Genomic DNA, 24,911 nt, shown 5'->3' with positions numbered 1-24,911 from the left:
AATAAACCTAATGAAATTAATACGTTCCACTCTTTTTATTCTTTTGTTTTTGTGTACAACTAAAAACTCTGCCCAACTTATACAAACAACAATAGATCCCAATAAAGCACCAAAACTGCCTTCAAATTGGGCCAAAAAAAATCAAGTAGGGTTTGATATTTCAGAAATTGCATTTGTGAATTGGAGTGCGGGGGGAACAAGTTCTATCTCTGGTTTGTTTAAAGGAGAATTTGGAAGAATTTACCAAAAAGGAAATCACAAATGGGCAAATGAACTTATTGTAAAATACGGATTAAACAAGCAAGACGGAACTGAATTGCGTAAAACGGACGATGCTTTTCAACTAAACTCGACTTACGGTTTTAGAAAAGATACGGTTTCAAATTGGTTTTACTCGGCCAAGTTTAATTTTAATACGCAATTTACCGACGGTTATAACTATCCTAATCGTGACATTGCTATCTCGAAACCTTTTGCACCTGCTTACATATTTCTTGGAGCTGGAGCTGAAAACTCGAATAAAAAGAAAAACAGAACTTTTTACTTCTCTCCTATTACATTAAAAACCACTTTGGTATTAGATCAATATCTTGCAGATCAAGGTTCTTTTGGTGTTAAAAAAGCAGTTTACGCCACTGATCCTCTAGATCCAAATAATAAAATATTGATTGAAAGCGGTCAAAAGGTAAAAGCCGAATTTGGTATTCTTGTTACTGGCTATATGAAAAACGAAATCTATAAAAATGTCTTCTACGAAAACCGATTAAGTTTATACACCGATTATTTAAACCGATTTGGGAATGTCGATATAGATTATGATACTCGTTTAGATCTTGTTGTAAATGCTTATGTCAAAGCAAATATTGGTGTTCATTTAGTTTATGATGACGATATTAAAACCAAAAAAGATGTAATTGATCCTACTACAGGCGCAAAATCTCAAGTAAACGACGGACCTAGAATGCAATTACGCCAAGTTTTAGGAGTTGGTCTAGTTTATGCTTTTCAATAATACAAAACTTAATTCTCGATCATGAGAAAATAAAAAACACCCCATAAATTATGTTTATGGGGTGTTTTATTTTGGACAATAGCATAAATGCTTCTATTTAATTCTTCTTACGTCCTTGAATAGTTTCATATAATTCTAAGGCATTTCCATCTGTTAGTAATGAAACATAATGACAAATGTGAAGCAGACGTTCGTACAAATTACCTTTATCTAAATGATGTTTTTCTGGCAGCATCTTCAAGATTAATTTATCGTAGTTTGATGCCGTTCTGTCATATTTATTATTGAAAGCAGTTATAAATTTATCCAGCAAAGTTTGAATGATTTGATAACCCACGATTTCTTTCTCGATTACTTCGCGGCTCTGGTAAATTTTATCAACACTTAACTTGATTATATCATTCATTTGTGCTTTGTATTTACTTTTGTCTGTTAACGCAAAAGGGAAATTTCCTGCTAGAATAGCTTCTTCATTTTCAACAAATACATCTACAGCATCATTAATCAAAGCTCCAATTGCTAACGCTCTTAAATAACTAATTCTGTCTTCTTTTGTTTCCAGTAATTTATATTTAGAAACACCAATATTATCTTTTACCAATTTTATAAGATACTCTAGAGCATAATCTTCTGAAACTAAGCCAAGATTTATTCCGTCTTCAAAATCAATAATAGTATAGCAAATATCGTCTGCAGCTTCAACTAAATACGCCAAAGGATGTCTTTCAAAACCAATATCGCCATCTTCTTTATTTGCGATCATTCCCATGTCATGAGCAACTTCTTCAAAGAAAGACTTATCTGTTTGAAAGAAACCATATTTTTTATCTGCGATATTAGTAGTTGGCTTCTTCGGAAGACTTTCTTTAGGATATTTCATAAAAGCACCTAAAGTAGCGTATGAAATTCTAAGTCCGCCCTCAATTCCTGGACGACTTGCTGTTAACACTGAAAATCCGTTAGCATTTCCTTCAAAATCAATTAAATCCTGCCATTGTTTTGCCGTAAGTTTATCTTTGTATTTTAATCCCTTTCCGCTCGAGAAATACTCTCCAATTGCTTTTTCACCCGAATGTCCAAAAGGCGGATTTCCAATATCATGAGCCAATGACGCTGCGGCAACAATTGCCCCAAAATCATTCATATGATAACCGTGAATTTCTTTTAAATAAGGGTATTTTTCGATGATTTTTTTACCAACCAAACGTCCTAAAGAACGTCCAACAACAGAAACTTCTAAACTATGCGTAAGTCTTGTATGTACGAAATCTGTTTTAGAAAGCGGAATTACTTGTGTTTTATCTTGCAAACTTCTAAAAGCAGCCGAAAAGATAATTCGGTCATAATCGACCTCAAAACCTAATCGCGTGTCATCTTGTTCTACACGTAATCTTTTGCTTGTATCGCCTTGACGTTTTAATGATAAAAGTTGTTCCCAGTTCATTGTTTTATTTTAGATTGTAGATTATTTATTTTAGATTGAGGATCTAAATTGATGATTTAAGATTTCAAAAATACATTTTATTTTAGGATAAAATTGAATAAATATAGGTCGCAAATTAATTTGATTTAAATGTTTTGCTCGCTACGAATTTTGCGAATTTTCACGAATTAATGTAAGTTCAATGATTTGTGTTAATTTGTAAAATTCGTGGCAAAATATTATTAAAACTCTAACGCCGTACTATGTTTAATTTCTCCCATTACAAAAATACTATTTGTGTTTCCGATGTTTTCAATCGTTGATAATTTGTTCATTACAAAATCCTGATAACTAGTCATATCTTGAACTAGAATTTTTAGCATAAAATCATAATCGCCTGCAATGTTATAACATTCTATAATTTCAGGAAGAGCGACAATATCTTTTACAAAATTGCTTCCTACGTTTTTTGCGTGTTCTTTTAGTCGAACATTACAAAAAACTGTCATTCCGCGATTCATTTTCTTCTTGTCAAGCAAGGCTACATATTTAGTAATATAACCATCTCTTTCCAGTCTTTTTATACGTTCGTAAACTGGCGTCACAGTCAGAAATAATTTACTTGCAAGGTCTTTTGTATTGATATTTGAGTTTTCCTGAAGGTGCTTTAAGATAAGCAAATCGGTTTTGTCTAGATTTTCCATAGTTTTTTTTACGGCTGAAGGTTCGTTTAAAAGATATTAACAGTAATAAAATCTTTAAAATTACATTTTTAAAACGCATTTTACTGAAATAACCACCAAATATAAGTTATAAAATCTAATGCAATAAATTTGCTCAGTAAAAAATACTGAAATCAAAATGAAAACAAATAATTTAGGTTATCCAAGAATTGGGAGCAACAGAGAGCTCAAAAAAGCCAGCGAACTTTATTGGGCAGGAAAAATTTCGGCAGACGAACTTATCGACGCAGGAAAAGAAATTCGAATTCAAAACTGGCATTTACAAGCTGAAGCTGGAGTTGATTTAATACCGTCTAATGATTTTTCTTTTTACGATCAGGTTTTAGATTTAACTCTGACTGTTGGAGCAATTCCAGAACGTTATCATGAATTAGCCAAAACAAATTCTACTTTAGATTTGTATTTTGCAATGGCAAGAGGCGCGCAAAAAGACGGACAGGATGTTGTTGCAATGGAAATGACAAAATGGTTCGATACCAACTATCATTATATTGTTCCTGAGTTTACAAAGAACCAAAAATTCGAATTGTTTTCAGAAAAAGTAATCAACGAATTTAAAGAAGCAAATGCTTTAGGAGTTACCACAAAACCAGTTTTAATTGGACCAATTTCATATTTGCTTTTAGGAAAAGAAAAGGAAGAAGGTTTTCACCGAATTGATCTTATTGATAAATTACTTCCTGTTTATTTCGAAATTTTCGAAAAATTACAAGCAGAAAACGCAGTATATATTCAGCTTGACGAACCTTTCTTAGCTTTAAATTTAACTGATAAAGAAAGAAACACTTTTACAAAAGTGTATAACGAAATCAATACTCGTTTTCCAAAACTTAAAATCATTTTAGCGAATTATTTTGATTGCTTTGGAGAAAATTTAGAAACGGCTTTGGCTTTACCAGTTGATACTTTCCATTTAGATTTAGTTCGTTGTCCGCTTCAATTAGATGATATTTTAGAATCTGGAAAACTAAATCCAAATGTAAATCTTTCATTAGGAGTTGTTGATGGAAGAAATATTTGGAAAAACGACTTCAAAAAATCATTAGAATTAATCAAAAAAGCGACTGAAGCTTTAGGCGAAAATAGAATTTTAGTAGCTCCGTCTTGTTCTTTAATTCACAGTCCGTGCGATCTAGATCTAGAAACAAACGACCAAACTCTTACGCCAGAAATTAAACAATGGCTGGCTTTTGCAAAACAAAAAATCAACGAGATTGTACTTTTAAAACAATTCGCTTCAAACGAAGTTGACACTAAAAGCTCAATTGATTTTGAGCAAAATGTAATTGCAAACGACAATCGTAAAACTTCAAAATTAATTCATAATAATGAGGTTAAAAATCGTGTTGCAGGAATTACAGCTTCAGATGACAAACGTAAAAGTATTTTTGCTGCAAGAAGAAAAAGCCAGATTGAAGCTTTAAATCTGCCATTATTTCCAACAACCACAATTGGATCTTTCCCTCAAACAGCTGAAGTGAGAAGCTGGAGAGCAAAATTCAAAAAAGGAGAATTAACCACTGAACAATACAATGATTTAATCGAAAAAGAAACGGAAGCTACAATTCGTTTTCAGGAAGAAACTGGAATTGACGTTCTAGTTCACGGAGAATTTGAACGTAATGATATGGTGGAATATTTTGGAGAACAATTAGCCGGATTTACGTTTACCAAAAATGGCTGGGTTCAAAGTTACGGAAGCCGTTGTGTAAAACCGCCAGTTATTTATGGTGACGTTTCAAGACCAATTCCTATGACTGTAAAATGGTCTAAATATGCGCAGTCTTTAACTTCAAAATGGGTAAAAGGAATGCTTACCGGTCCTGTAACAATTTTGCAATGGTCATTTGTTCGTAACGACCAGCCGCGTTCTGAAACTTGTACACAAATCGCATTAGCAATTCGTGACGAAGTTGTGGATTTAGAGAAAGCCGGAATCAAAATTATCCAAATCGATGAACCCGCAATTCGCGAAGGTTTGCCTTTACGAAAAGAAGAATGGGCAAACTATTTAGATTGGGCTGTAAAAGCTTTTAGAATTTCTGCAAGCGGTGTAAACGATGATACGCAAATTCACACGCACATGTGTTACAGCGAATTCAACGACATTATTCAGAACATTGCAGACATGGATGCCGATGTGATTACAATCGAGTGTTCTCGTTCGCAAATGGAGCTTTTAGATGCATTTGCTAACTTTAAATATCCAAACGAAATTGGACCTGGAGTTTATGATATTCATTCACCTCGAGTGCCATCAAGCACAGAAATGGTTCGTTTGTTAGAAAAAGCTTCGGCTGTAATTCCGGTAGATCAGCTTTGGGTAAATCCAGATTGCGGTTTAAAAACTCGTCATTGGGATGAAACTAAAAAAGCTTTGATCGAAATGGTTGCTGCTGCTCAGGAAATGAGAGCTGCTGTTGAAAATCCTGTTGTGTAATAGTTTTACCTAGAATATATTTTTGTTTTTTATGCCAGTATGTGAGACCGAATTTAGTTATGATTCGTTTCGGTTTCACTTTTGCTGGCATTTCTATTTAAACAAAAAAGCATCCGCCGCGACGGATGCTCTTCTCGAAATTGAATATATATATTTCAGATTAGAAATTCTTTGAAATTCCCACAGAAAATGCTTTTCCGAAAGTGAAATTGAAGTTTTTAACATTGTCTCCATTTCCATTATTTCCGTCATAATTTAAAGTATTGTACCCTAAACCTCCAATGTTGAAGTTTAATCCAAATCCTTTATTTACATTAATAAAAATCGCCGGTGTAACTCCAATATAAAAACCGTCACCTTCATTTATTGTTGATAATGGTCCAACAGAGTTTGTTGTTTTTCTATTTTGATACCCAACTCCTAAATCAGCATAAGCAGAGAAAGTTTGGTTTAATGGTTTTGAGTAACGTAAAAAACCTCCTAAAGAGAAACTATTTAATTTGCTCTCTGTATTATTACTAAACTCTCTTTTAGCAGTACCAACTCCAGCTTCGATACCCGCTGTCCAGTTTTGGTGAAATTGATAACCTACTTTAGGCGAAAAAGTAAAAGAATTAGTTTTGTCTTCTGATCCAGAATTTGAAACGTTTTGAGAATTATACTCAATACTTCCCATTACTAAAATGGATCCTTTTTTTTGTGCAGTTGCAAAAGTGCAGATAGCCAAAGCTGCTATCACTAAAAATTTTTTCATGATTTGGGTTTGTTTTAATTTAGCATTCCTTTAACAACAACAATGCCGTGAATCTATTGGGTTTTATTTATTTTATGGTTTCTTTAAAAGACAAATTTTAGCAATCAAGATTATTTCTGTTTACTTTTGTAGCAAATAAAAAGTCTATGTCGATCGAAGTTAACAACATATCAAAAAGTTACGGAACTCAAAAAGCACTGAACGAAATTTCATTCTCTATTCAAAAAGGAGAAATCGTTGGATTTCTTGGTCCAAACGGAGCGGGAAAATCTACTTTAATGAAAATTTTGACTACGTATTTACTTGCCGACGACGGCTCAGCCCTTGTAAACGGTCACGATGTCATGACGAATGCAAAAGCGGTGCAGCGTTCTATTGGATATTTACCAGAACACAATCCGTTGTATTTAGATTTGTATGTTCGTGAGTATTTGGCTTTTAATGCCGATGTTTATCAAGTTGCAAAATCAAGAATCGAAGAAGTAATTCAACTGACAGGACTGTCAACTGAAAGCCATAAAAAAATAGGACAATTATCAAAAGGATATCGCCAGCGTGTGGGACTTGCCAATGCTTTACTGCATAATCCTGATGTTTTAATTTTAGATGAACCAACTACTGGTCTAGACCCTAACCAGTTAATGGAAATACGAAATGTAATCAAAAATGTTGGTAAAGATAAAACTGTTTTTTTATCAACTCATATCATGCAGGAGGTTGAAGCTATTTGTGATCGTGTCATTATTATTGACAAAGGAAATATTGTTGCTGATAACAAATTAGATCATCTTGTTTCTACAAATAAAGAGCAAGTTATTGAGGTTGAGTTTGATTATCAAGTTGAAGAGCAGCTTCTAGCAAGACTTGAAAATATTGCTTCGTACAAAAATACGCATGACATGACGTGGGAACTTACTTTTGTTACTGAAAAAGATATGCGCCCTGCCATTTTTGATTTTGCCAACGAAAACGGCTTAAAAACACTGCAATTAAATCAAAAAAATAAAAACTTAGAAGCTGTATTTAGAGAAATTACCAAGTAGTTTTCGATCTCGGTTTTCAGTTTCAGCTTATCAACAAAACCAGTTTATTCTTGTACAGAATAGACTGGTTTTCTGTTTTATAAAATCTTCAAAAGAAACTATTAACAGTTCTAAAATCATTATTTATACCTTCTGAGTCGCAAAAACAACATTGAAACCCAATTCATCTTCTCTCGTTATCAATGGTTTACAATTAAAAGTGCCAAATTTGAATTATTTTTATTTAGACTTGATATAAATAGTGTTATATTTGCAGGATCAATCTCAATAATACTGCACAAATGCCACATTTATTTCACTTCATAATGTCTCTTTTTTATTCCTTTTATAATTACGTTGAACGTTTCAAGAAATTACTTTCAGATAAAATCGAACAAATCGTTTTACATTAAAAAAACAACTCATTTATAAAAGCACAAAACGACATGAAGAACATTTTAACCTCTATTATGCTCGCGTTTTCCGTATATTCCTATTCACAGACAGAAAAAGAAAAAGACAGTCTGGTTGAAACATCTATCAATGTTTTAGATGAAATTGTAATTACAAAAAAGAAAGTTTTATATACTCAAAAATCAGATCGTCTGGTTTTTAATGTCGAAAACAGTATTGTATCTGAAGGTGGTACAGCGCTGGATGTTTTATCTCGTGCTCCTGGAGTAGTAGTTTCTCAGGACGGCGATTTGTCTATTCGAGGACAACAGGGTGTTGCTGTTATGATTAATGGTAAATTAACACAGCTTTCTCAAAAAGAATTGGCTAATTACTTAAAATCAACCACTTCTTCAAATATTAAACAAATTGAAGTTATAACGAATCCTTCTTCTAAATATGATGCAGCCGGAAAAGCCGGAATTATAAATATTATTCTAAAAAAACCAAGTACTTCGGGGATAAAAGGAACTGCGTTTGCGAGTTATGGCCGCGGACGAAAAAACAGAACTAATTCTGGAGTTAACTTAAGTTATAATAAGGACAAATTTGGCGTTTATGGTAATTACAGCTACACTTTTAGAGGTGAAGAGGAACGCAAAGAATTTAACCAAACGCAATATACAGATATAACGCGTCAGCAAATTGACACTAAAAATTATCAAACCTCAACTACAGACGAACCGCTTACTTCGAATAACTTTAAAATTGGAACTACTTATGAAGTTTCTCCTAAAACGAATTTAGAGTTTTATGTTGATGCTAAATTGGGGCGTTATGAAAATATCGCCAACGGTCGAAACTCTTTGAGCAATGCCCAAAATCAACTGCTTTTTGATGCTTCAACATACAACGACAGTAAAGAAAAATGGAATGATTACACGTATGCGTTCTCTGGAGTTCATAAGTTTAATACGGAAGGAAAAAATATGTCTTTTGACTTTGAATACGAAACTTCAAAATTTAGATCAAATCAATTTCAGAGTGCACAAAATATAGATCCTTCAAACCCAAATGATATTAATGATAGAAGAGGTTTTATTCCGTCACAATTAAAAGTTTTTACAGGAAAAGTAGATTTTACTAATCCATTAAAAGAAAAACAATCTATTGAATGGGGTTTTAAAGCGAGCTTAAAAAACAATGATAATCCATCGGTTTATGAATATAATGACAATAACCAATGGATAATTGATCTTAATTCAACCAATCATTTTGAGTACAAAGAACAAATTTATGCGGCGTATGCCAATTACAAATATCAAATTGGAGATTTAAACATTCAAGGTGGTTTACGTTCTGAATATACGGCAATTAATATCTTACAAAGAACTTTAAACGAGGAGCACAAAGACGATTATTTAAAATGGTTCCCGAGTCTTTCTTTAAAATATGAACTTACAAGCAATCATTCTGTTCATGCTTCTTACAGCAAAAGAATAAACAGACCGAGCCAATTTGATTTGAATCCATTTCGTTTTTATGATGATTCATTCAATTACTCTCAAGGAAATCCAAATTTAGTTCCTGAAATTACGCATGCTGCCGAAATTGGATATGCTTGGAAAAGCAATTTCATGTCTTCATTGTATTTCAACAGCACTAAAGATGTTTTTACGGAAGTTTATACTTATGATCCGGGTAATAACACAACTGTTACTTCTCAGATAAATGTATCAAAATCTTATAATTATGGAGCAAACATTACTCATACAGCGGAACTTTACAAGTTTTGGTCTATAAATACTCTTTTCAATATTTTCGAAAATAGATTTATGGGCAACATTGTAAACTCTGATACTATTGACCCAATTGTTACGCTAAACTTAAGTGTACAAAATTCGTTCACAATAACTGAAAGTTTGAAAGCTGAAGCTAACGCACAGTATCAATCAAAATCGAACCTTGGCGTTTATCAACGTGACGGCTTTTTTGATTTCAGCATTGGAATTTCAAAACAAGTTCTGGCAAACAAAGGCAGTATAAAACTAAATGTTACTGATATTTTTAACACTAACAATTTTTATATTAACTCAACAGTCGGGCAGACTGCTATTAATAAACGATACGATCTAGATAATCGCATTGCGACATTATCTTTTACTTATAGAATTTAAGATCCCTTGAATTTGTTTTTGTTTTTTATTTTTTTTTGAATGAGAGGAGCCTGCTTTTAGCAGGCTCTTTTTGTTTTTAAAGATATTATGCAAAGCAGTAAATAATCACACATTTATAAGGCCGAACGAAGTCAGAGTTGTCATACTGAGCGAATTCGAAGCTCACATATACTAAATCACTTTGCGGGGCTTCGAATTCGCTCAGTATGACAATATGATTATTTATTTTCTTTATTTTAAAACAAAAAAAAGTCTCTTGCAGAATATTATTTCTTGCAAAAGACTTTCAACCAACTAACCAAACAAATAGAAACTTAAAAAGTACTCAATGTTATTTTTTTTGTTTTTTCTTTCTTCCCCACCAGATGTAAAAACCTGTAACAGGAAGACTTGCGCATATTAAACTTGCTGTAAAATAAATAATCTTTGTAGTCAATCCGCCTATTGCGCCAATATGAAGACTATAATTTGATCGCATTAACCAATCTGAGAATCGTTCGTCACTAATGTATTTTTCAGATTTTGGAAGTAGTTCTAATGTTTTAGAATCAAAATATAAATCCCTCCAAATTCCTTTATACATATCTGTGCAAGCATAATAATCGTCTTTGGGCTCATCAGGAAAATGAATGATAACAGCTTCTTTATTTTCCTTAGCAATTTCTGTCCGCACCTTTTTCCAGATAAAATCGGCTCCAGCCAGCTTATCGATTTGCTGTTTAGAAATTGTATCATTTTTAACCGAAACAATCTGTTCTTTTTTGTCCTTTTCATCAGCCCAGCCTCCGCTTATCCAATAAGTGCTTTCGCGAAGCCAATGAAAGCTCATTAATAATCCTGTAAAAGAAATCAGTAAGGCTAAAATGACGACATAAAATCCCATAACGTTATGCAAATCATAATTTAGACGTTTGATTTTGGCGCTCCATTTTATTTTAAAACTGTTGTTAACCGTTGTTTTATTCCATTTTTTTGGAAACCAAAGTACAAGTCCGCTTATCAATAAAAAGAAAAAAATGAAAGTTGCCCAAGCCGTTATCTGCGCTCCTATTTCACGCTCCAGCCAAAGATTTCGATGTCCTTCATCTATGATGTGAAAAAAATCTTCGTGATCGACCATTCCCGTAATTTTGCCGTTATACGGATTTACATAAATCAATGAATCAGATTCAATATCAACTTTAACTGATTTGTCTAAGCCGCTATACCATACTCCATGAATTTCTTTATTTGGCAGTACTTTTTGAACGGCAGCGTAAATTTTTGAAGGTGGCAGGAGTTTTTCCGGACTTTGTGCTTCAACATTTAAGTATGGTGAAGTCAACTCTTTTATTTCGTGTTCAAAAACTAATATGCAACCTGTAATTGCCATTATGAACACAATTATTCCAGAAGCAAGACCCAGCCATAAATGCAGCCAGGCATTAATTTTACTAAAACGTGATTTTCCTTTATTTGGCGGTTTACCCGTTCGGCTTTTAATAGCAGTCATTGAAATTATAATTTAATAAAAATAAAAAAATGGCTTGAGCATCTTTTAAGATACTTCAAGCCATCTATAATAGATTAGAATTTAGAAAGTAAGTTTACCAATTGTTGGTAAATAAAGACCTTCTTTAATAAGAGCTCCAGCTTTTGCATTACCTGTTGCAATATCAATTTGATAAACACGAGCTTCATTGCCGGTTACGAAACTTTTGTAAGCTTTACCGTTTTCAACAAACAAACTTCCAACTCCAAAAAACTCATCACCACCATGATCAGGTAATCCTGTAACTGCTAAAACAGTTTTTGCTGATAAGTCAAGTATTGCTGACTTGAATATGGTTTGTGTGCTTAAGAAACTATAAACTGATTTTCCTGGATCAACAGAAGCAGGAATATAAGAGATAAAAACTTTCTCTCCTCCTAATGGATAAGCTGCTAAAACTTTTCCTTTAATAGTACTTGCCTCAAGATCAAAGAAATATCCTGGGTCAAATTTAGCATCTCCTTTTTTAATACGTAAAACTCCAGAAGCTGCAGCTGTAACTGGATAACCTCCTGCACGTGCATTAGATGAAAAAGTATAGATATCTCCAGATTCAGTTTGTACAATTCCTGTATTAGTATAGTACATTCCAATTGCAGTTGTTCTAGTATCTTTTATTGTTGTTACATATTCTAAAGAAGGGTATTTGTAAACTCTCACAACCGCATCTGAAGATAATACTACATTTTTCTTCTCGCTGACATCTTTAGTATAAACAGGAACAAAAAGTTTGTCGCCAGAAACCGCAGCTCCAGTTGGCCAATATAATATATTTTTATTTCCAGGAGTTACACTAAAGTCATTAAACTTACGACCATCGATTGAAACCGTTGCTGGATTGTAAATCATAAGTTCGTAATCAGACGAACTTCCGTCCCACGTAGCACCAATATTGATCATTTTTTTATCATCAGTATAACCTACAGCGTAAGATGATTCGAAAGCTAGTTTTCCGCCTTGAACTAGTTTTCCTGCGCTGTTAAGATGAAATGAAACTGATCCTTCATCTCCTGTACTCAATGCAAAAAAAGTATTTTGCACTGGAAAACAGCTTCCTTCTTGCTCAATTCCAACTCCTTTAGCACTGATTTCGCCAGTCATTAATTGATCTGTAGAGTTAAAATCTAATATATATTGTGTGTAATCGTCTAACCAATATGATGCAACGTATTTTGCACCATTTACAGCTGGTTCCTCTTTTGAAGATGAATCATCGCTGCTGCATGAAAAAATAGATAATGACAGAAAGCCCAATGCAAAGCATTTTGCGAATTTGTTTACTAACATGATTATAATTATTAAGGGTTATTATTAAAATTTAATTACTGAAGAAAATATCTGAACTTAACAGCAAAAGCACGTCCCGGCTTTTGAACTTTAAAGTAGTCGTAGACTTTAACATCAGTAATATTTCTACATTCGAATGCGAGATTGTATTTTCCTTTTAAAAATGAATAGGCAACCATTGCATTCTGGGTAAATTGTTCTGGAATTGCTTTTTTAGTTTCTAACTCCCCTAAAACCGGCCAAGTCAAATAAAATGCATCGATATAATTTGCGCTCACATTCAAAGAAAGTTTGTCTCCTTGATATTTGACATTTTTAAAATTAAAAGTCAAATCAGCATTTCCATAAAAAATTGGAACGTTTGGCAACTGCGCATCATACAAAGCATCTGGACTTGTTGTTCCTGTTTTGTATTTGTTTTTATTAAGGCTTTTTTGATATGTTGCATTTACCTCGAACGTAAGTAAATCTGTGTAACCATATCTAAGAACTCCATCAATACCTGATACTTGTACATTTTGCAAGTTTTCATATACCGTTTTATCACCATCTTGTTTTTCTCTAATAAAATCTTTTGCTTCTCTGTATATTAAACTAGTCTCAGCATTAAAGTGATTTTTTTCTTTTTGAAGAATAAAAGCAAGTCCTAAATTTGCGTTGTCACTGCTTTCTGGTTTTAAGCCAATGTTACTGTTTACTGTTAAACCATCTCCAAGCATTTCGATTGCAGCCGGCAAACGATAAGCATGTTCATAAGATCCTTTTATTTGTAATTTATCCGATAAATGATAAGCTGTAGTAGCTCCATAACCGTAATTAGTCGATGTTGTTGATTGCGTTATTCCGCCAGAAAGCATTTTGGTTTCTAAATCAAACATTTTTCCAAATGCAGAAATTGCCAATCGATTATCTAAACCGCTGAAGTTATAACCCAATCCTAGAATGTTCTTATTAATTGTAGGCTCTCCAAGTTCAATTACAGTTAAATATTCATCTGTTTCTTTACGTTTATAGCCTAAATAAGAATAATTTACTGCCAGCGAATGCTGTTCATTCAATTGGTATTTTAAATTAGTAGTCAACTGGGCATTTTCTTCATCATAAACATAAATACTCTTGTTTCCCAGCTCTCCTTTATCACTGTTTCCTGCAAATTGCCTGTAAACATAATTCCCTGTCCAATCATACACTCTTGAAGATGTATCTACAGATCTGTTGTTTACCAAAGCGTATGTACTGTTTACATTTAGTGATAATCCTTTAGTAAAAAGATTATCTTTTTTATATTTTAAAGAAGTAATAAAACTTTCACTGTCTGTAAATGCTTGTCCAACCACTTTTTGCATAGATCTTCCCTGCTGAATTTCCTTTTTATTGCCAGACATAGCAAAACCAACAAGCAAATAATCGGCAAAGCTTTTATTCTTAAATCCCGCTTCGGCCATTATAGTTCCAGACTTGTAACCATCATGAAAGTGTTTGTATTTTTGTTCTGGTAAAAACTTCGAGGTATTTTTATCAACAACACTTACGTCTACTTTATAATCGTTATCTGAGTAATTTGCAAAAGCATTAATATTAGCAATAAATCCATCTTTACCCGAAAACCTTGTGTTTACGGCCGCTCTATGAGTATTAAAAGAACCATAACTGTAAGAAGCATCAATATAGCGGTTTACGTTTTTATTCGTAATAATATTTACTGCGCCTCCCAAAGCGTCTGCGCCCAATTCTACAGGAACAACACCTTTGTAAACATCGATTCTTTCAGCCATATTTACCGGAATATTATTTAAGGTAAGTGACGAACCATAACTATCCATAGGTACTCCGTCAAGAAAAAATTTAACCTGATTTCCAGAGAAACCGTTTAATGAAAAGTTAAACGCAGATCCCAATCCTCCATATTCACGAATACGTACACCTGTAGTTTTATTTAAAACCTGATTTAAATCGGCAGTTGTATTGTATGTTTTTTTAAGATCTACAGAAGTAATATTGTACGCCTGCTCTCTGGCACGCTGTACTTTAGATTTTCCTTTTACAGCAACTTCATTTAAAGCAGCCATATCCTCCTCTATCGTAACATTCTGAGTTGGTTTGCTTCCTTGTTTAAGCGAAACTGCGGCTTCTATTGTTTTATAACCAACATGAGTAATCAATAAAATATAGTCTCCGCTATCGCCGCTAATTTTATATTCTCCTTTGTTATTAGTTAGTGCTGCGTAAACGGTTCCTTTTAGTGCTACTGAAACTCCTTCAGCTGGTTTGCCTTGATTTGTTAAAATAACTCCGGTTAAGTTTACTTTGTTTTTTTGTGAGTACCCTTGAAGTGAGGTAAAAATAATCGTGATCAAGAGTAATAATCTACTTATTTGCATCAGATAAATATGGTTTGAAAATTAAATTGACAACAAACTTAGACTCTTTCAACAGCTTTTCCAAACTATTTTTAATTATTCTAAATAAGAATAATAATTAACTTTTAAACTTAAGAATCAATAAAAAAAACAGCATTCCTTAATCAATAATTAACTTTAGCTTAAGATTTGATTAAGATTTTTAATCATAAAAGTTAAATTACAGAACACTTTTTTAAGGAAAAACAGCGTTTAGCGCATAAAAAAAGCCCGCTTAATACATAAACGGGCTTCAAAAATTCTATTTTAAGACTTATAAATCCAAATCTGAAATTATATTTTTCATTTCTTCTATTACAATTTTAATATCTTCTTCGGCAGTTCTCCAATTTACAAATGATGCTCTGATACCTTTTTTGTTTTGATAAACAGTTGGTGTCATAAATACTTTTCCTGTATCATTTAGCTGCGTTAAAAATTGAGCAACTTTATCTTGATTTTCATCTCCTTTTAAAGTAAAGCAAACATTATTTAACCGAATTGGAGCAAGAAGTTCAAAACGGCCGTCTTCAATAAGCTCATTTCCAAAATGCAGCGCAAGTAAAGCACTTTTTTCAATAATATCGCAAAATCCTTCTTTTCCGTAAGCCACTAAAGAAAACCAAACCGGCAAAGCTCTTAAACGACGTGAGTTTTCTGGAAGAACGTTTAAATAATTAAAATTTTCAAGCGCATTTCCTAAATAAGGAGCATTCGAATTTTGAAACGTTTCGATTTGCAGATTAATATGTTCTTTTTTAACCAAATAAAATGCGCTTTCGTAAGGAACATTCAGCCATTTATGACAATCAACAGCAATACTGTCTGCACCCTGCCAGCCTTCTACATAATGCTTATATTTATCTGAAACTGCAGCGAAACCACCAAAAGCCGCGTCGATATGCCACCAGAAATTATATTTTGATCTAAGAGCTGAAATCTCTTTAAAATCATCAAAATCTGCTGTATTTACAGTTCCCGCACTAGAAATTAAGATGAAAGGTTTCCCATTTAATTCTTTTATTTTTGTTTCTAAATCAACAGTATCAATTGCTTCACGGTTACCTTCAATTGTTTTTACAACTGTATAATTCTGGCTTCCAATTCCTAACATTGATAATGTTTTTAAAGAAGACGAATGCGGCATTGCTGTCAATATATTGATCGTTTCTGAAATTCCATTCTTAGCAAAATCTTTACCCAATTGTTTTCCAAACCATTGTCTCGCTACTCCTAAACAAGTAAAATTTGACATAGTTGCTCCAGTAACAAATCCGCCCATGAATGTATCAGGAAGTTCTAGTAATTGTAGTAATAAATGAATGGTTTCAAATTCTATTAATGCCGAATTTCCGCCCTGTGCCACAACCGCCTGCGTATTCTGATCGTAAATCGACGACAGCCAATCGCCTACAATTGAAGCGGGAGTCGATCCTCCAGTTACAAAACCCCAATAACGCGGACCTGGCGAAGAAACTAATAAAGGAACTAGTCTTTCATTAAATTCTATTAAAGCCTCTTCAGAGCCCAAACCTAATTCGTTTAAAGCACGGTTTGTATCTACTTTATTTTTGCTTGAAGTTGGAATATTCTCAAGATTGTTCAAGAAATCAATTCCTTGTTGTTTTGCTTTTTCTAAGATAACTTCGAAATTTTTTAGATCATGCTGCAGTATTGAATTCATATTATATAGTATTGGTTTTCGTACTGATTTTTCAGTAGAAAACAGGTTAATTAATATTTAATGTGAAAATGTAAAACTTACCGTAAAGCTACCATTTGGTCTTTTCAGAAAATCTGGAAACCATCATAGAACAAATTACGTCTCCATTTGCATTTAGTAAAGTAGCAATTGGATCAACCAGAGTTCCTAAAATCATGGCAACCGGTAATGCCTGTTCCATTGGAAAACCATAAACGGTGATAGCTAAAACTTCTCCTATATAACCTCCGTTTGGAATTCCGCCTTCGACAATCGAAACAATAATTGTAATTCCGAGTGCCAAAAGTATGGTTGAAGGTTCTGTAAATTCTTTTCCAAACATGGCAAATAAAAAGGTTATTTTTAAAATAGATGACATACTCGATCCATCTTTATGCAAAGGTGCTCCAAGTGGAATCACCAAATTACGAACATGTGCCGGAATTCCCATTTTTTGCGCAGCATCGAGATTTGCAGGAATCGTTGCAATACTGCTGCAAGTTCCAACTGCAGTTAATGAAGCGGTTACATTATTGCTCCAAAAAACTTTGAAAGCTCTTTTTCCACCGGCAACAAGTGCATACAAACTAAAAAATACAAAGAAATAAAAGATGCAGGCCGCATAATAAACAGCCATAGGTTTTGCATAAACTCCAAACAACTGCGGTCCAAAAATACCAACCTGATAAGCAAAATAAGCTCCTAAACCAATTGGAGCAAATTTCATTATAATATTCAAAAGCTGTTTCATTACCTCGTTTCCTGAATCAAGAAAACTTTTGAAAGCATTTCCTTTTTCACCAGATTGTAATGTGGCAAAGCCGATTAAAAATGAGAATATAATAAGTGCCAGCATGCTTTTTCGAGACAATAATTCGAAGAAATCATTTGCTGTAAGCAATTTTGCGATTTGATCTCCCGCCGATCCAGATTGAATGTTTTCAAACGGAACTTTGGTAATGGCAATATCCTGATGAATTGGAAAAAGATAAACGGCACAGATCATTACAATGCCAGAAATTAGAATTGTCGCGAGAAAAACCAATATCATTATAACAAACAGTTTTCCAAGTTTCTCTGTTTTTTCCAAATTGGCAATTGAAGAACCAATCGTAAAAAAGATAAGCGGAATAATTGCCGTAAAAAGTAAATTCAGAAATATATCACCAATCGGTTTTATGATCAAAACTTTTTCTCCAAATACCAATCCTAAAACACTTCCTATAATAATACCGCCAAGAAGCAAAAGTATGCTGCTGTAACTCTGTAAAAAATTGATTTTCTTAACTTCCATAATTGTAAAGGATTATAATTCCGAAAGATTAATAATAAAAAACGAAAGCACTTTAAGATCTGCTATAGTTAATAATTCTGCCACAGATTTAAAAGATTTTTTTAATCTGTGTTAATCCATTTAATCTGTGGCAAAAAAACTTTTATTTTTCTAGAACTATAGTAGTAAAAGCTCTATCTACTAATTCGCCTGTTTTACTCTTTACTTTTTCAGTCTGTGTTTCTGAGTAAACAATTTTAAAAGGCGATTTCTTAATTAATTCTTGTGCTTTTTCAGTACTGTATAATTCGAATTCAAATTGAGTAAATGGAAGCTTCTTCATGAAATCTTCTTCCGCAAATGTTAAGCAGAAATTCCCATTCGGCTTTAGTACTCTGTAAATCTCTACTAATAATTCTTCTGGCTTCTGCCAAAAATAAATTGTATTTACCGTAAATATTTTATCAAAAAAATCATTTTCAAACGGAATTTTATTTCCGTCATAAAGCGAAAAGAAAGCTTGTTTTTGAGAAACAAAATTTCGATTAGTCTGGCGTGCTTCCTGAAACATTAGTTCGGACATTTCCAGTCCGTAGTATTTCAGATTTTCAGCTTGTTCGAATAAAAATTCTACGTGTCCCGCATTTCCGTGACCCAATTCTAGAATTTTATTTTCGTTTGATATATTCAGATTTTGAATCGAATGGCGTGTCATATTGATGTTCGTTTCGTTCATCATATTTCCCATTTCGATTCCTTTTTCTCCTATTGGAAGTTTTAATTGAGAGGCTATGGCTTGTAGTTCTTCTTGTTTCATTACACGAAAATTTTAAACTTCTAAATTAAACAAAATCCTTCAGCATTATTATCATTTGGAATCAGATTTCCAACTAACGCTTAGTTTGTCATTTCGACGAAGAAGAAATGACAAACTTGTGTTATATCTAATAGAAAACTCTTAAAAAACCTGACTTGCGATCTGACGAATATTCTCTGATTTACCCATTGAATAATAGTGTAAAACAGGAACTCCAGCAGCTTTTAATTCAAGTGACTGCTGAATCGCCCATTCGATTCCGACTTGCTTGATTTCAGCGTTATTTTTGCATTTATAAACTGCATCGATTAAATCTTCAGGTAAATCGATTCTGAAAATTTGAGGCAGAATTTGCAAATGTCTTTGTACTGCAATTGGTTTAATTCCTGGAATAATTGGGATTGTAATACCTATTTCTCTCGCCTTTTCTACAAAAGCAAAATATTTCGCATTATCAAAAAACATTTGTGTTACCACATAATCTGCTCCCGCATCTACTTTTTCTTTTAATCTTTTTAAATCAGATTGTAATGATGGTGATTCTAAGTGCTTTTCAGGATAACCTGCAACACCAATACAGAAATCAGCCTTGTTATCAATATCCATCACTTCATGAAGATATTTTCCACAATTCAAATCATTAATTTGTTTAACCAAATCAATCGCAAAATGATTTCCGCCAGCTTTTGGCACAAAAGATTGTTCATCTTTCATGGCGTCACCACGAAGCGCCATCACATTATTAATTCCCAAATACTGACAATCAACCAGCATATATTCGGTTTCTTCCTGTGTAAATCCGCCGCAAAGTAAATGCGGAACGGTGTCTACGTTGTATTTATGTTTTATAGAAGCACAAATTCCAAGCGTTCCCGGACGCATACGAGTCAGTTTTTTATCTAAAAGTCCGTTGCCTTTGTCTATATAAATATATTCTTCACGCGAAGTTGTTACGTCAATAAACGGCGGTTGAAACTCCATTAACGGGTCAATATTATCGTATAATTCTTGAATACTCTTCCCTTTTTGAGGCGGAATAAGTTCAAATGAGAATAATGTTTTTCCTTTGGCGTTTTCTATATGCTCTGTTACTTTCATTTCTTAAGTTATGAGTTATGATTATGTTTTTGAATCGTTTGTGTAAAAAATCTGAAATCAAAAACTTAAATCAAATATTTGTTGTTTCAAGTTTAAAGTTCCAGGTTTCAAGTTGCTGTACAGAACTTGAAACTTTAAACCTGAAACCTGAAACTTCTTTGTTAATCTGCTATATTAGGATTTAACCATTTCATGGCATAATCCGTTGGGACATTGCGTCGTTTAGCGTAATCTACTACTTGATCCTCTTTTATTTTTCCGAGTCCGAAATACCTGCTTTTCGGGTTTCCAAAATAGTATCCTGAAACCGATGAAGCCGGCCACATTGCCATGCTTTCCGTTAAAGTCACTCCAATTTCTTCGGCTACATTTAAAAGCTTCCAAATTGTTGGTTTCTCTAAGTGATCAGGACAAGCTGGATAACCTGGAGCTGGACGAATTCCTTTGTAATTTTCTTTAATCAATTCTTCATTGGTTAAAGCTTCTTCTGAATCGTAACCCCAAAAATCTTTACGTACTCTTTCGTGAAGATATTCGGCGAAAGCCTCAGCAAAACGATCGGCAAGTGCTTTAACCATAATCGAATTGTAATCGTCTAAGTTCTTCTCATATTCCGCTGCCCATTCATCTACACCAAAACCTGTTGTCACACAAAAAGCTCCCATATAATCTGTTATTCCGCTTTCTTTTGGCAGAATAAAATCAGATAAAGCGATGTTTGGAGCGCCTTTTGTTTTTTGTGACTGCTGACGAAGTGTTAAGAATTTCTCCAAAACTTTTCCGTTTTCGTCACGCAATTCGATATCGTCATCATCAACCTGATTCGCAGGGAAAATTCCGTAAATACCTTTTGCTTTTAGTTTTTTCTCTTCTAAAATAACTTTCAGCATTGCCTGAGCATCAGCAAAAACAGAAGTTGCTTGTTCGCCCACAACCTCATCCGTTAAAATCGCAGGATATTTTCCGTACAATTCCCAAGTCTGAAAAAATGGCGTCCAGTCGATGTACGGAACCAAAACATCTAAGTCAACTTCGACAATTTGTTTACCAATTACTTTTGGTTTAGTCGGAGTATATTCTGACCAATCCAATGGTAATTTATTTTTACGGGCATCTTCAATCGTAAGGAAGTTTTTGTCTCTTGAACGATTTAAGAATGTTTCTCTAAATGAATCGTATTCGGCACGAATATCTGCTGCATATATTTTTCTATTATGATCTAACAGATTTCCTGCAACAGTAACAGCTCTCGAAGCATCGTTTACGTGAATTACAGTTTCTTTGTACTGTGGTGCAATTTTCACGGCAGTATGCGCGCGCGAAGTTGTTGCCCCGCCAATCATAATCGGGATTTTAATATTTTGTTTGTCTAATTCTTTGGCTAAATACACCATTTCGTCAAGCGAAGGCGTAATCAATCCGCTTAATCCAATAATGTCTACTTCGTGTTCAATAGCCGCTGCAATAATTTTTTCCGGAGGCACCATAACACCAAGATCGACAATCTCGTAATTGTTACAAGCCAAAACCACCGAAACGATGTTTTTACCAATATCATGAACGTCGCCTTTTACAGTTGCCATCAGGATTTTTCCGTTTCCTTGTTTGTCTCCAGCTTGTTTGCTGGCTTCGATATAAGGCAATAAATAAGCAACGGCTTTTTTCATTACACGAGCTGATTTTACAACCTGAGGCAGGAACATTTTTCCGCTTCCGAATAAATCTCCAACGACATTCATTCCCGTCATCAAATTGATTTCGATAACTTCAATTGGCTTTGTTGCCGCCAAACGAGCTTCTTCAACATCTTCTTCAATAAAAGCATCGATTCCTTTTACTAACGAATGTGTAATACGCTCTTGAACTGTTCCAAAACGCCATTCTTGAACGGCTTTTTCATCTGATTTTACTTCGCCTTTTACGTTTTCAGCAAAATCCAAAAGTCGTTCTGTAGCATCGTCGCGTCTATCTAAAATTACGTCTTCAACGTGTTCTAATAAGTCTTTCGGAATATCATCATAAATCGTCAACATTTCTGGATTTACGATTCCCATCGTCATTCCGTTTTTAATCGCGTGGTATAAAAACACGGAGTGCATCGCTTCACGAACGGTATCATTTCCTCTAAAAGAGAACGAAACGTTACTTACTCCACCGCTAATATGTGCGTGCGGAAGGTTTTCACGAACCCATTTTGTTCCTCTAAAAAAGTCCAAAGCGTTTAAGCGATGTTCTTCCATTCCCGTTGCAACTGGGAAAATATTCAAATCGAAAATAATATCCTGTGGAGGAAACCCTACTTTGTTCACCAAAATATCGTACGAACGCTGACAGATTTCAACTCTACGATCGTAATTATCGGCCTGACCTACTTCGTCAAAAGCCATGATAATGGCCGCCGCTCCATAACGTTTGATTAGTCGAGCATGATGAATAAAAGCTTCTTCCCCTTCTTTTAACGAAATCGAGTTTACAACGCTTTTTCCTTGTACTACTTTAAGACCTGCTTCGATGATTTCCCATTTCGAACTGTCGATCATAATCGGCACTCTCGAAATATCTGGTTCTGCAGCAATTAAATTCAAAAATTTAGTCATCGCCGTAACACCGTCAAGCATTCCTTCATCCATATTAATATCGATGATCTGTGCTCCACCTTCTACCTGCTGTCTTGCAATATCAAGCGCCTCGTCATATTTCTCTTCCTTGATTAATCTCAGGAATTTTCTTGAACCTGTTACATTTGTACGTTCCCCAACGTTTACAAAAACACTTTCGGGCGTAATAATCAACGGTTCTAATCCTGCTAATACAAGGTCTCTTCTTTTTTCTGTCATTTTCTTCAATTTTCAACGGAATAAATTCCGTTGCTACAATATGTTTCGTTCCTCCGGAACTTTTATTTTTTAATCAATAAAAACATGTTTCTCAAATCCGCCATAAAACACCTTTTCTATCCATGTCTTAAATTCTAAATTTGTCGTAATATGATATATTTTACCGTTACTTTCTATCTTGAATTTTTCGTTATTGTCAATCTTACTTTTAATACTTTTCAATTCAGAAACACAATATAAATATGGACTCATTGTATCGTACCAATTTGAATTTAGAAAAGCTTTAAAAACCTCTCCATCTTCAGAATAAATAATATGCTCTCCATCCATTTTTGATATTGTCATTACTGCATTTACATCTATTGAACAATCTCGTTTAATGATCGAAGTAACTCATTTATATTATTTTTTGCCGAAACTTCATTCGCTAAGCGTAACCTTTTTACTCCTAAAATTGCATCTGAAGTTGTAGCACTTCCGGATTGTTTAATATTCTTGCTAAACCTCAATTTATTTTGATAATACAATTTATATTCTATTGTAGTTTTGACCGTAAAGGTCAGACCAAAAAAAGGCTGATCAACAGAAACTAAATTAATTTCAAGAACCCAATCCTCGTCATTTGTAATCGAATCTATTTTCGAAAATACTTCAGATTCAATAACAGATTTTTTAAATGCTTCTCCAAAATTTTCATTAGAAATCTTAGATGTCCATAATGGATTTGTTTTTTTTCCACCTGTAACAGATCTAATGAAAATTTTATCTCCAATTTTCTTTTCCGCTTTATAATCTTTAACCGTCATTCCTTCGATGGTCGCTGACGAAGCACATTGTGCAAGTAAAGTTGAAAGAAAAACTAATAAAACCAGATATTTAAATTTCATATAATATTCCAAAAAATCACACTATACTGTTACTGGCGCCACGCGTGGCTTATAATCTTTTGCAACTTCAGCCATTAATCGAATATGATCTGGAGTTGTTCCGCAACAGCCACCGATTATATTGATTAAATTATCATCTAAATATTCTTTAATAAAAGCCTGAGTTTGTTCTGGTGTTTCATCATATTGTCCGAAAGCATTTGGCAATCCTGCATTGGGATGTGCCGAAACATTAAATTGTGTATGCTGAGATAATGTTTTTAAATACGGTTTCAACAAATCGGCTCCAAGGGCGCAATTGAATCCCACGCTTAATAACGGAATATGCGAAACTGAAATCAAAAATGCTTCTACAGTTTGTCCTGAAAGTGTTCTTCCAGAGGCATCTGTAATCGTTCCTGAAACCATGATTGGAATATCAAGATTACGTTCTTCTTTTACTTCTTCGATCGCAAAAAGTGCTGCTTTTGCATTTAAAGTATCGAAAATGGTTTCTACTAAAAGTAAATCACAGCCACCATCCATTAAAGCTTCTGCTTGTTGTTTGTAAGCGATTCTCAAATCATCAAACGTTACGGCTCTGTAACCTGGATCATTTACATCTGGTGACATACTTGCCGTTCTGTTCGTCGGTCCGATTGAACCGGCTACAAAACGAGGTTTTTCTGGATTTTTCGCGGTAAACTCATCAGCTACTTGTCTTGCGATTTTTGCTGATTCGTAGTTTAACTCGTAAACCAAATCTTCCATGTGATAATCGGCCATACCGATTGTCGTTCCTGAAAAAGTGTTAGTTTCTACAATGTCAGCGCCGGCTTCGTAATAAGCGGCGTGGACATCGCGGATTGCATGTGGTTGTGTTATGGATAGTAAATCGTTATTTCCTTTTAATGGATGCGGAAAATCTTTGAAACGTTCGCCACGAAAATCTTCTTCTGAGAAATTATAGCGCTGCAACATCGTTCCCATAGCTCCATCAAGGATTAGGATATTTTTTTTTATTGCTTCTTGTATTGTAATTGCCATATTTTTTTGTTTTAGCTGCTAAGACGCTAAGGTTCTAAGATGCTAAGTTTTTTTATTATGATTGTGAAGGCTCTTTTAGACCCGGCAGGT

At 33.9% G+C, this 24,911-nt stretch carries 18 protein-coding genes; 4 read left to right on the top strand and 14 right to left on the bottom strand.

All coding sequences use genetic code 11. From position 1 onward, the window contains the following. Positions 1-10 precede the first annotated feature (10 nt). Positions 11-1,012, top strand: coding sequence for a DUF3078 domain-containing protein (locus B0A81_RS07755; protein WP_089057493.1), 1,002 nt, complete (start codon positions 11-13; stop codon positions 1,010-1,012). Positions 1,013-1,109: 97 nt separating this feature from the next. Here B0A81_RS07755 and B0A81_RS07750 read toward each other — a convergent pair whose 3' ends face one another. Together B0A81_RS07750 and B0A81_RS07745 are read right to left on the bottom strand one after the other, a co-directional pair. After that, positions 1,110-2,456 (bottom strand): deoxyguanosinetriphosphate triphosphohydrolase, encoded by a 1,347-nt coding sequence (locus tag B0A81_RS07750; protein WP_089057492.1) that lies wholly within the window; start codon positions 2,454-2,456, stop codon positions 1,110-1,112. Positions 2,457-2,677: 221 nt separating this feature from the next. Further along, entirely contained in the window at positions 2,678-3,139 is a 462-nt protein-coding gene (locus tag B0A81_RS07745) for an Lrp/AsnC family transcriptional regulator (RefSeq protein WP_089057491.1), read from the bottom strand. Positions 3,140-3,296: 157 nt separating this feature from the next. Here B0A81_RS07745 and metE point away from each other — a divergent pair, with 157 nt between their 5' ends. Next, entirely contained in the window at positions 3,297-5,618 is a 2,322-nt protein-coding gene (metE, locus tag B0A81_RS07740; RefSeq protein WP_089057490.1) for a 5-methyltetrahydropteroyltriglutamate--homocysteine S-methyltransferase, read from the top strand. 160 nt (positions 5,619-5,778) lie between these two features. Here metE and B0A81_RS07735 read toward each other — a convergent pair whose 3' ends face one another. Beyond that, entirely contained in the window at positions 5,779-6,372 is a 594-nt protein-coding gene (locus B0A81_RS07735) for an outer membrane beta-barrel protein (RefSeq protein ID WP_089057489.1), read from the bottom strand. Between the two features lie 146 nt (positions 6,373-6,518). Here B0A81_RS07735 and gldA point away from each other — a divergent pair, with 146 nt between their 5' ends. Both gldA and B0A81_RS07725 read left to right on the top strand, forming a co-directional pair. Then, positions 6,519-7,415, top strand: a complete 897-nt coding sequence (gldA, locus tag B0A81_RS07730; protein WP_089057488.1) for a gliding motility-associated ABC transporter ATP-binding subunit GldA — start codon at positions 6,519-6,521, stop codon at positions 7,413-7,415. 425 nt (positions 7,416-7,840) lie between these two features. Then, positions 7,841-9,964 (top strand): TonB-dependent receptor domain-containing protein, encoded by a 2,124-nt coding sequence (locus tag B0A81_RS07725; protein ID WP_089057487.1) that lies wholly within the window; start codon positions 7,841-7,843, stop codon positions 9,962-9,964. Positions 9,965-10,295: 331 nt separating this feature from the next. Here B0A81_RS07725 and B0A81_RS07720 read toward each other — a convergent pair whose 3' ends face one another. The 11 genes from B0A81_RS07720 to B0A81_RS07670 all read right to left on the bottom strand — a co-directional run bounded on the left by B0A81_RS07720 (position 10,296) and on the right by B0A81_RS07670 (position 24,821). Next, a complete protein-coding gene (locus tag B0A81_RS07720; protein ID WP_089057486.1) occupies positions 10,296-11,456 on the bottom strand; it encodes a PepSY-associated TM helix domain-containing protein in 1,161 nt (386 codons plus the stop codon). An 81-nt stretch (positions 11,457-11,537) separates the two neighbouring features. After that, a complete protein-coding gene (locus tag B0A81_RS07715) occupies positions 11,538-12,782 on the bottom strand; it encodes a DUF4374 domain-containing protein (protein ID WP_089057485.1) in 1,245 nt (414 codons plus the stop codon). A gap of 35 nt (positions 12,783-12,817) precedes the next feature. Further along, positions 12,818-15,163: a TonB-dependent receptor gene (locus B0A81_RS07710; RefSeq protein WP_089057484.1), complete on the bottom strand. Its 2,346-nt coding sequence runs from the start codon at positions 15,161-15,163 to the stop codon at positions 12,818-12,820. Positions 15,164-15,455: 292 nt separating this feature from the next. Then, positions 15,456-16,865, bottom strand: coding sequence for a pyridoxal phosphate-dependent decarboxylase family protein (locus tag B0A81_RS07705; RefSeq protein ID WP_089057483.1), 1,410 nt, complete (start codon positions 16,863-16,865; stop codon positions 15,456-15,458). Between the two features lie 88 nt (positions 16,866-16,953). Next, positions 16,954-18,177, bottom strand: coding sequence for a dicarboxylate/amino acid:cation symporter (locus B0A81_RS07700; RefSeq protein ID WP_089057482.1), 1,224 nt, complete (start codon positions 18,175-18,177; stop codon positions 16,954-16,956). A 142-nt stretch (positions 18,178-18,319) separates the two neighbouring features. Further along, entirely contained in the window at positions 18,320-18,973 is a 654-nt protein-coding gene (locus tag B0A81_RS07695) for a class I SAM-dependent methyltransferase (RefSeq protein ID WP_089057481.1), read from the bottom strand. 141 nt (positions 18,974-19,114) lie between these two features. After that, positions 19,115-20,071 (bottom strand): methylenetetrahydrofolate reductase [NAD(P)H], encoded by a 957-nt coding sequence (metF, locus tag B0A81_RS07690; RefSeq protein WP_089057480.1) that lies wholly within the window; start codon positions 20,069-20,071, stop codon positions 19,115-19,117. A gap of 161 nt (positions 20,072-20,232) precedes the next feature. Continuing rightward, positions 20,233-22,908, bottom strand: coding sequence for a methionine synthase (metH, locus tag B0A81_RS07685; RefSeq protein WP_089057479.1), 2,676 nt, complete (start codon positions 22,906-22,908; stop codon positions 20,233-20,235). A gap of 69 nt (positions 22,909-22,977) precedes the next feature. Continuing rightward, entirely contained in the window at positions 22,978-23,253 is a 276-nt protein-coding gene (locus B0A81_RS07680; RefSeq protein WP_089057478.1) for a hypothetical protein, read from the bottom strand. Between the two features lie 14 nt (positions 23,254-23,267). Next, a complete protein-coding gene (locus B0A81_RS07675; RefSeq protein ID WP_089057477.1) occupies positions 23,268-23,795 on the bottom strand; it encodes a hypothetical protein in 528 nt (175 codons plus the stop codon). Between the two features lie 21 nt (positions 23,796-23,816). Next, a complete protein-coding gene (locus B0A81_RS07670; RefSeq protein WP_089057476.1) occupies positions 23,817-24,821 on the bottom strand; it encodes a homocysteine S-methyltransferase family protein in 1,005 nt (334 codons plus the stop codon). Between the last annotated feature and the right edge of the window lie 90 nt (positions 24,822-24,911).

Source organism: Flavobacterium plurextorum (assembly GCF_002217395.1).
GTDB lineage: Bacteria > Bacteroidota > Bacteroidia > Flavobacteriales > Flavobacteriaceae > Flavobacterium > Flavobacterium plurextorum.
Note: the sequence above shows the minus strand (reverse complement) of the source record. Positions and strands in the feature narration are given on the sequence as shown.

Bases quoted from the DNA above. Each gene is read 5' to 3' on its own strand.
- B0A81_RS07755 (WP_089057493.1), top strand. From the start codon at position 11: ATGAAATTAATACGTTCCACTCTTTTTATTCTTTTGTTTTTGTGTACA.
- B0A81_RS07750 (WP_089057492.1), bottom strand. From the start codon at position 2,456: ATGAACTGGGAACAACTTTTATCATTAAAACGTCAAGGCGATACAAGC.
- B0A81_RS07745 (WP_089057491.1), bottom strand. From the start codon at position 3,139: ATGGAAAATCTAGACAAAACCGATTTGCTTATCTTAAAGCACCTTCAG.
- metE (WP_089057490.1), top strand. From the start codon at position 3,297: ATGAAAACAAATAATTTAGGTTATCCAAGAATTGGGAGCAACAGAGAG.
- B0A81_RS07735 (WP_089057489.1), bottom strand. From the start codon at position 6,372: ATGAAAAAATTTTTAGTGATAGCAGCTTTGGCTATCTGCACTTTTGCA.
- gldA (WP_089057488.1), top strand. From the start codon at position 6,519: ATGTCGATCGAAGTTAACAACATATCAAAAAGTTACGGAACTCAAAAA.
- B0A81_RS07725 (WP_089057487.1), top strand. From the start codon at position 7,841: ATGAAGAACATTTTAACCTCTATTATGCTCGCGTTTTCCGTATATTCC.
- B0A81_RS07720 (WP_089057486.1), bottom strand. From the start codon at position 11,456: ATGACTGCTATTAAAAGCCGAACGGGTAAACCGCCAAATAAAGGAAAA.
- B0A81_RS07715 (WP_089057485.1), bottom strand. From the start codon at position 12,782: ATGTTAGTAAACAAATTCGCAAAATGCTTTGCATTGGGCTTTCTGTCA.
- B0A81_RS07710 (WP_089057484.1), bottom strand. From the start codon at position 15,163: ATGCAAATAAGTAGATTATTACTCTTGATCACGATTATTTTTACCTCA.
- B0A81_RS07705 (WP_089057483.1), bottom strand. From the start codon at position 16,865: ATGAATTCAATACTGCAGCATGATCTAAAAAATTTCGAAGTTATCTTA.
- B0A81_RS07700 (WP_089057482.1), bottom strand. From the start codon at position 18,177: ATGGAAGTTAAGAAAATCAATTTTTTACAGAGTTACAGCAGCATACTT.
- B0A81_RS07695 (WP_089057481.1), bottom strand. From the start codon at position 18,973: ATGAAACAAGAAGAACTACAAGCCATAGCCTCTCAATTAAAACTTCCA.
- metF (WP_089057480.1), bottom strand. From the start codon at position 20,071: ATGAAAGTAACAGAGCATATAGAAAACGCCAAAGGAAAAACATTATTC.
- metH (WP_089057479.1), bottom strand. From the start codon at position 22,908: ATGACAGAAAAAAGAAGAGACCTTGTATTAGCAGGATTAGAACCGTTG.
- B0A81_RS07680 (WP_089057478.1), bottom strand. From the start codon at position 23,253: ATGACAATATCAAAAATGGATGGAGAGCATATTATTTATTCTGAAGAT.
- B0A81_RS07675 (WP_089057477.1), bottom strand. From the start codon at position 23,795: ATGAAATTTAAATATCTGGTTTTATTAGTTTTTCTTTCAACTTTACTT.
- B0A81_RS07670 (WP_089057476.1), bottom strand. From the start codon at position 24,821: ATGGCAATTACAATACAAGAAGCAATAAAAAAAAATATCCTAATCCTT.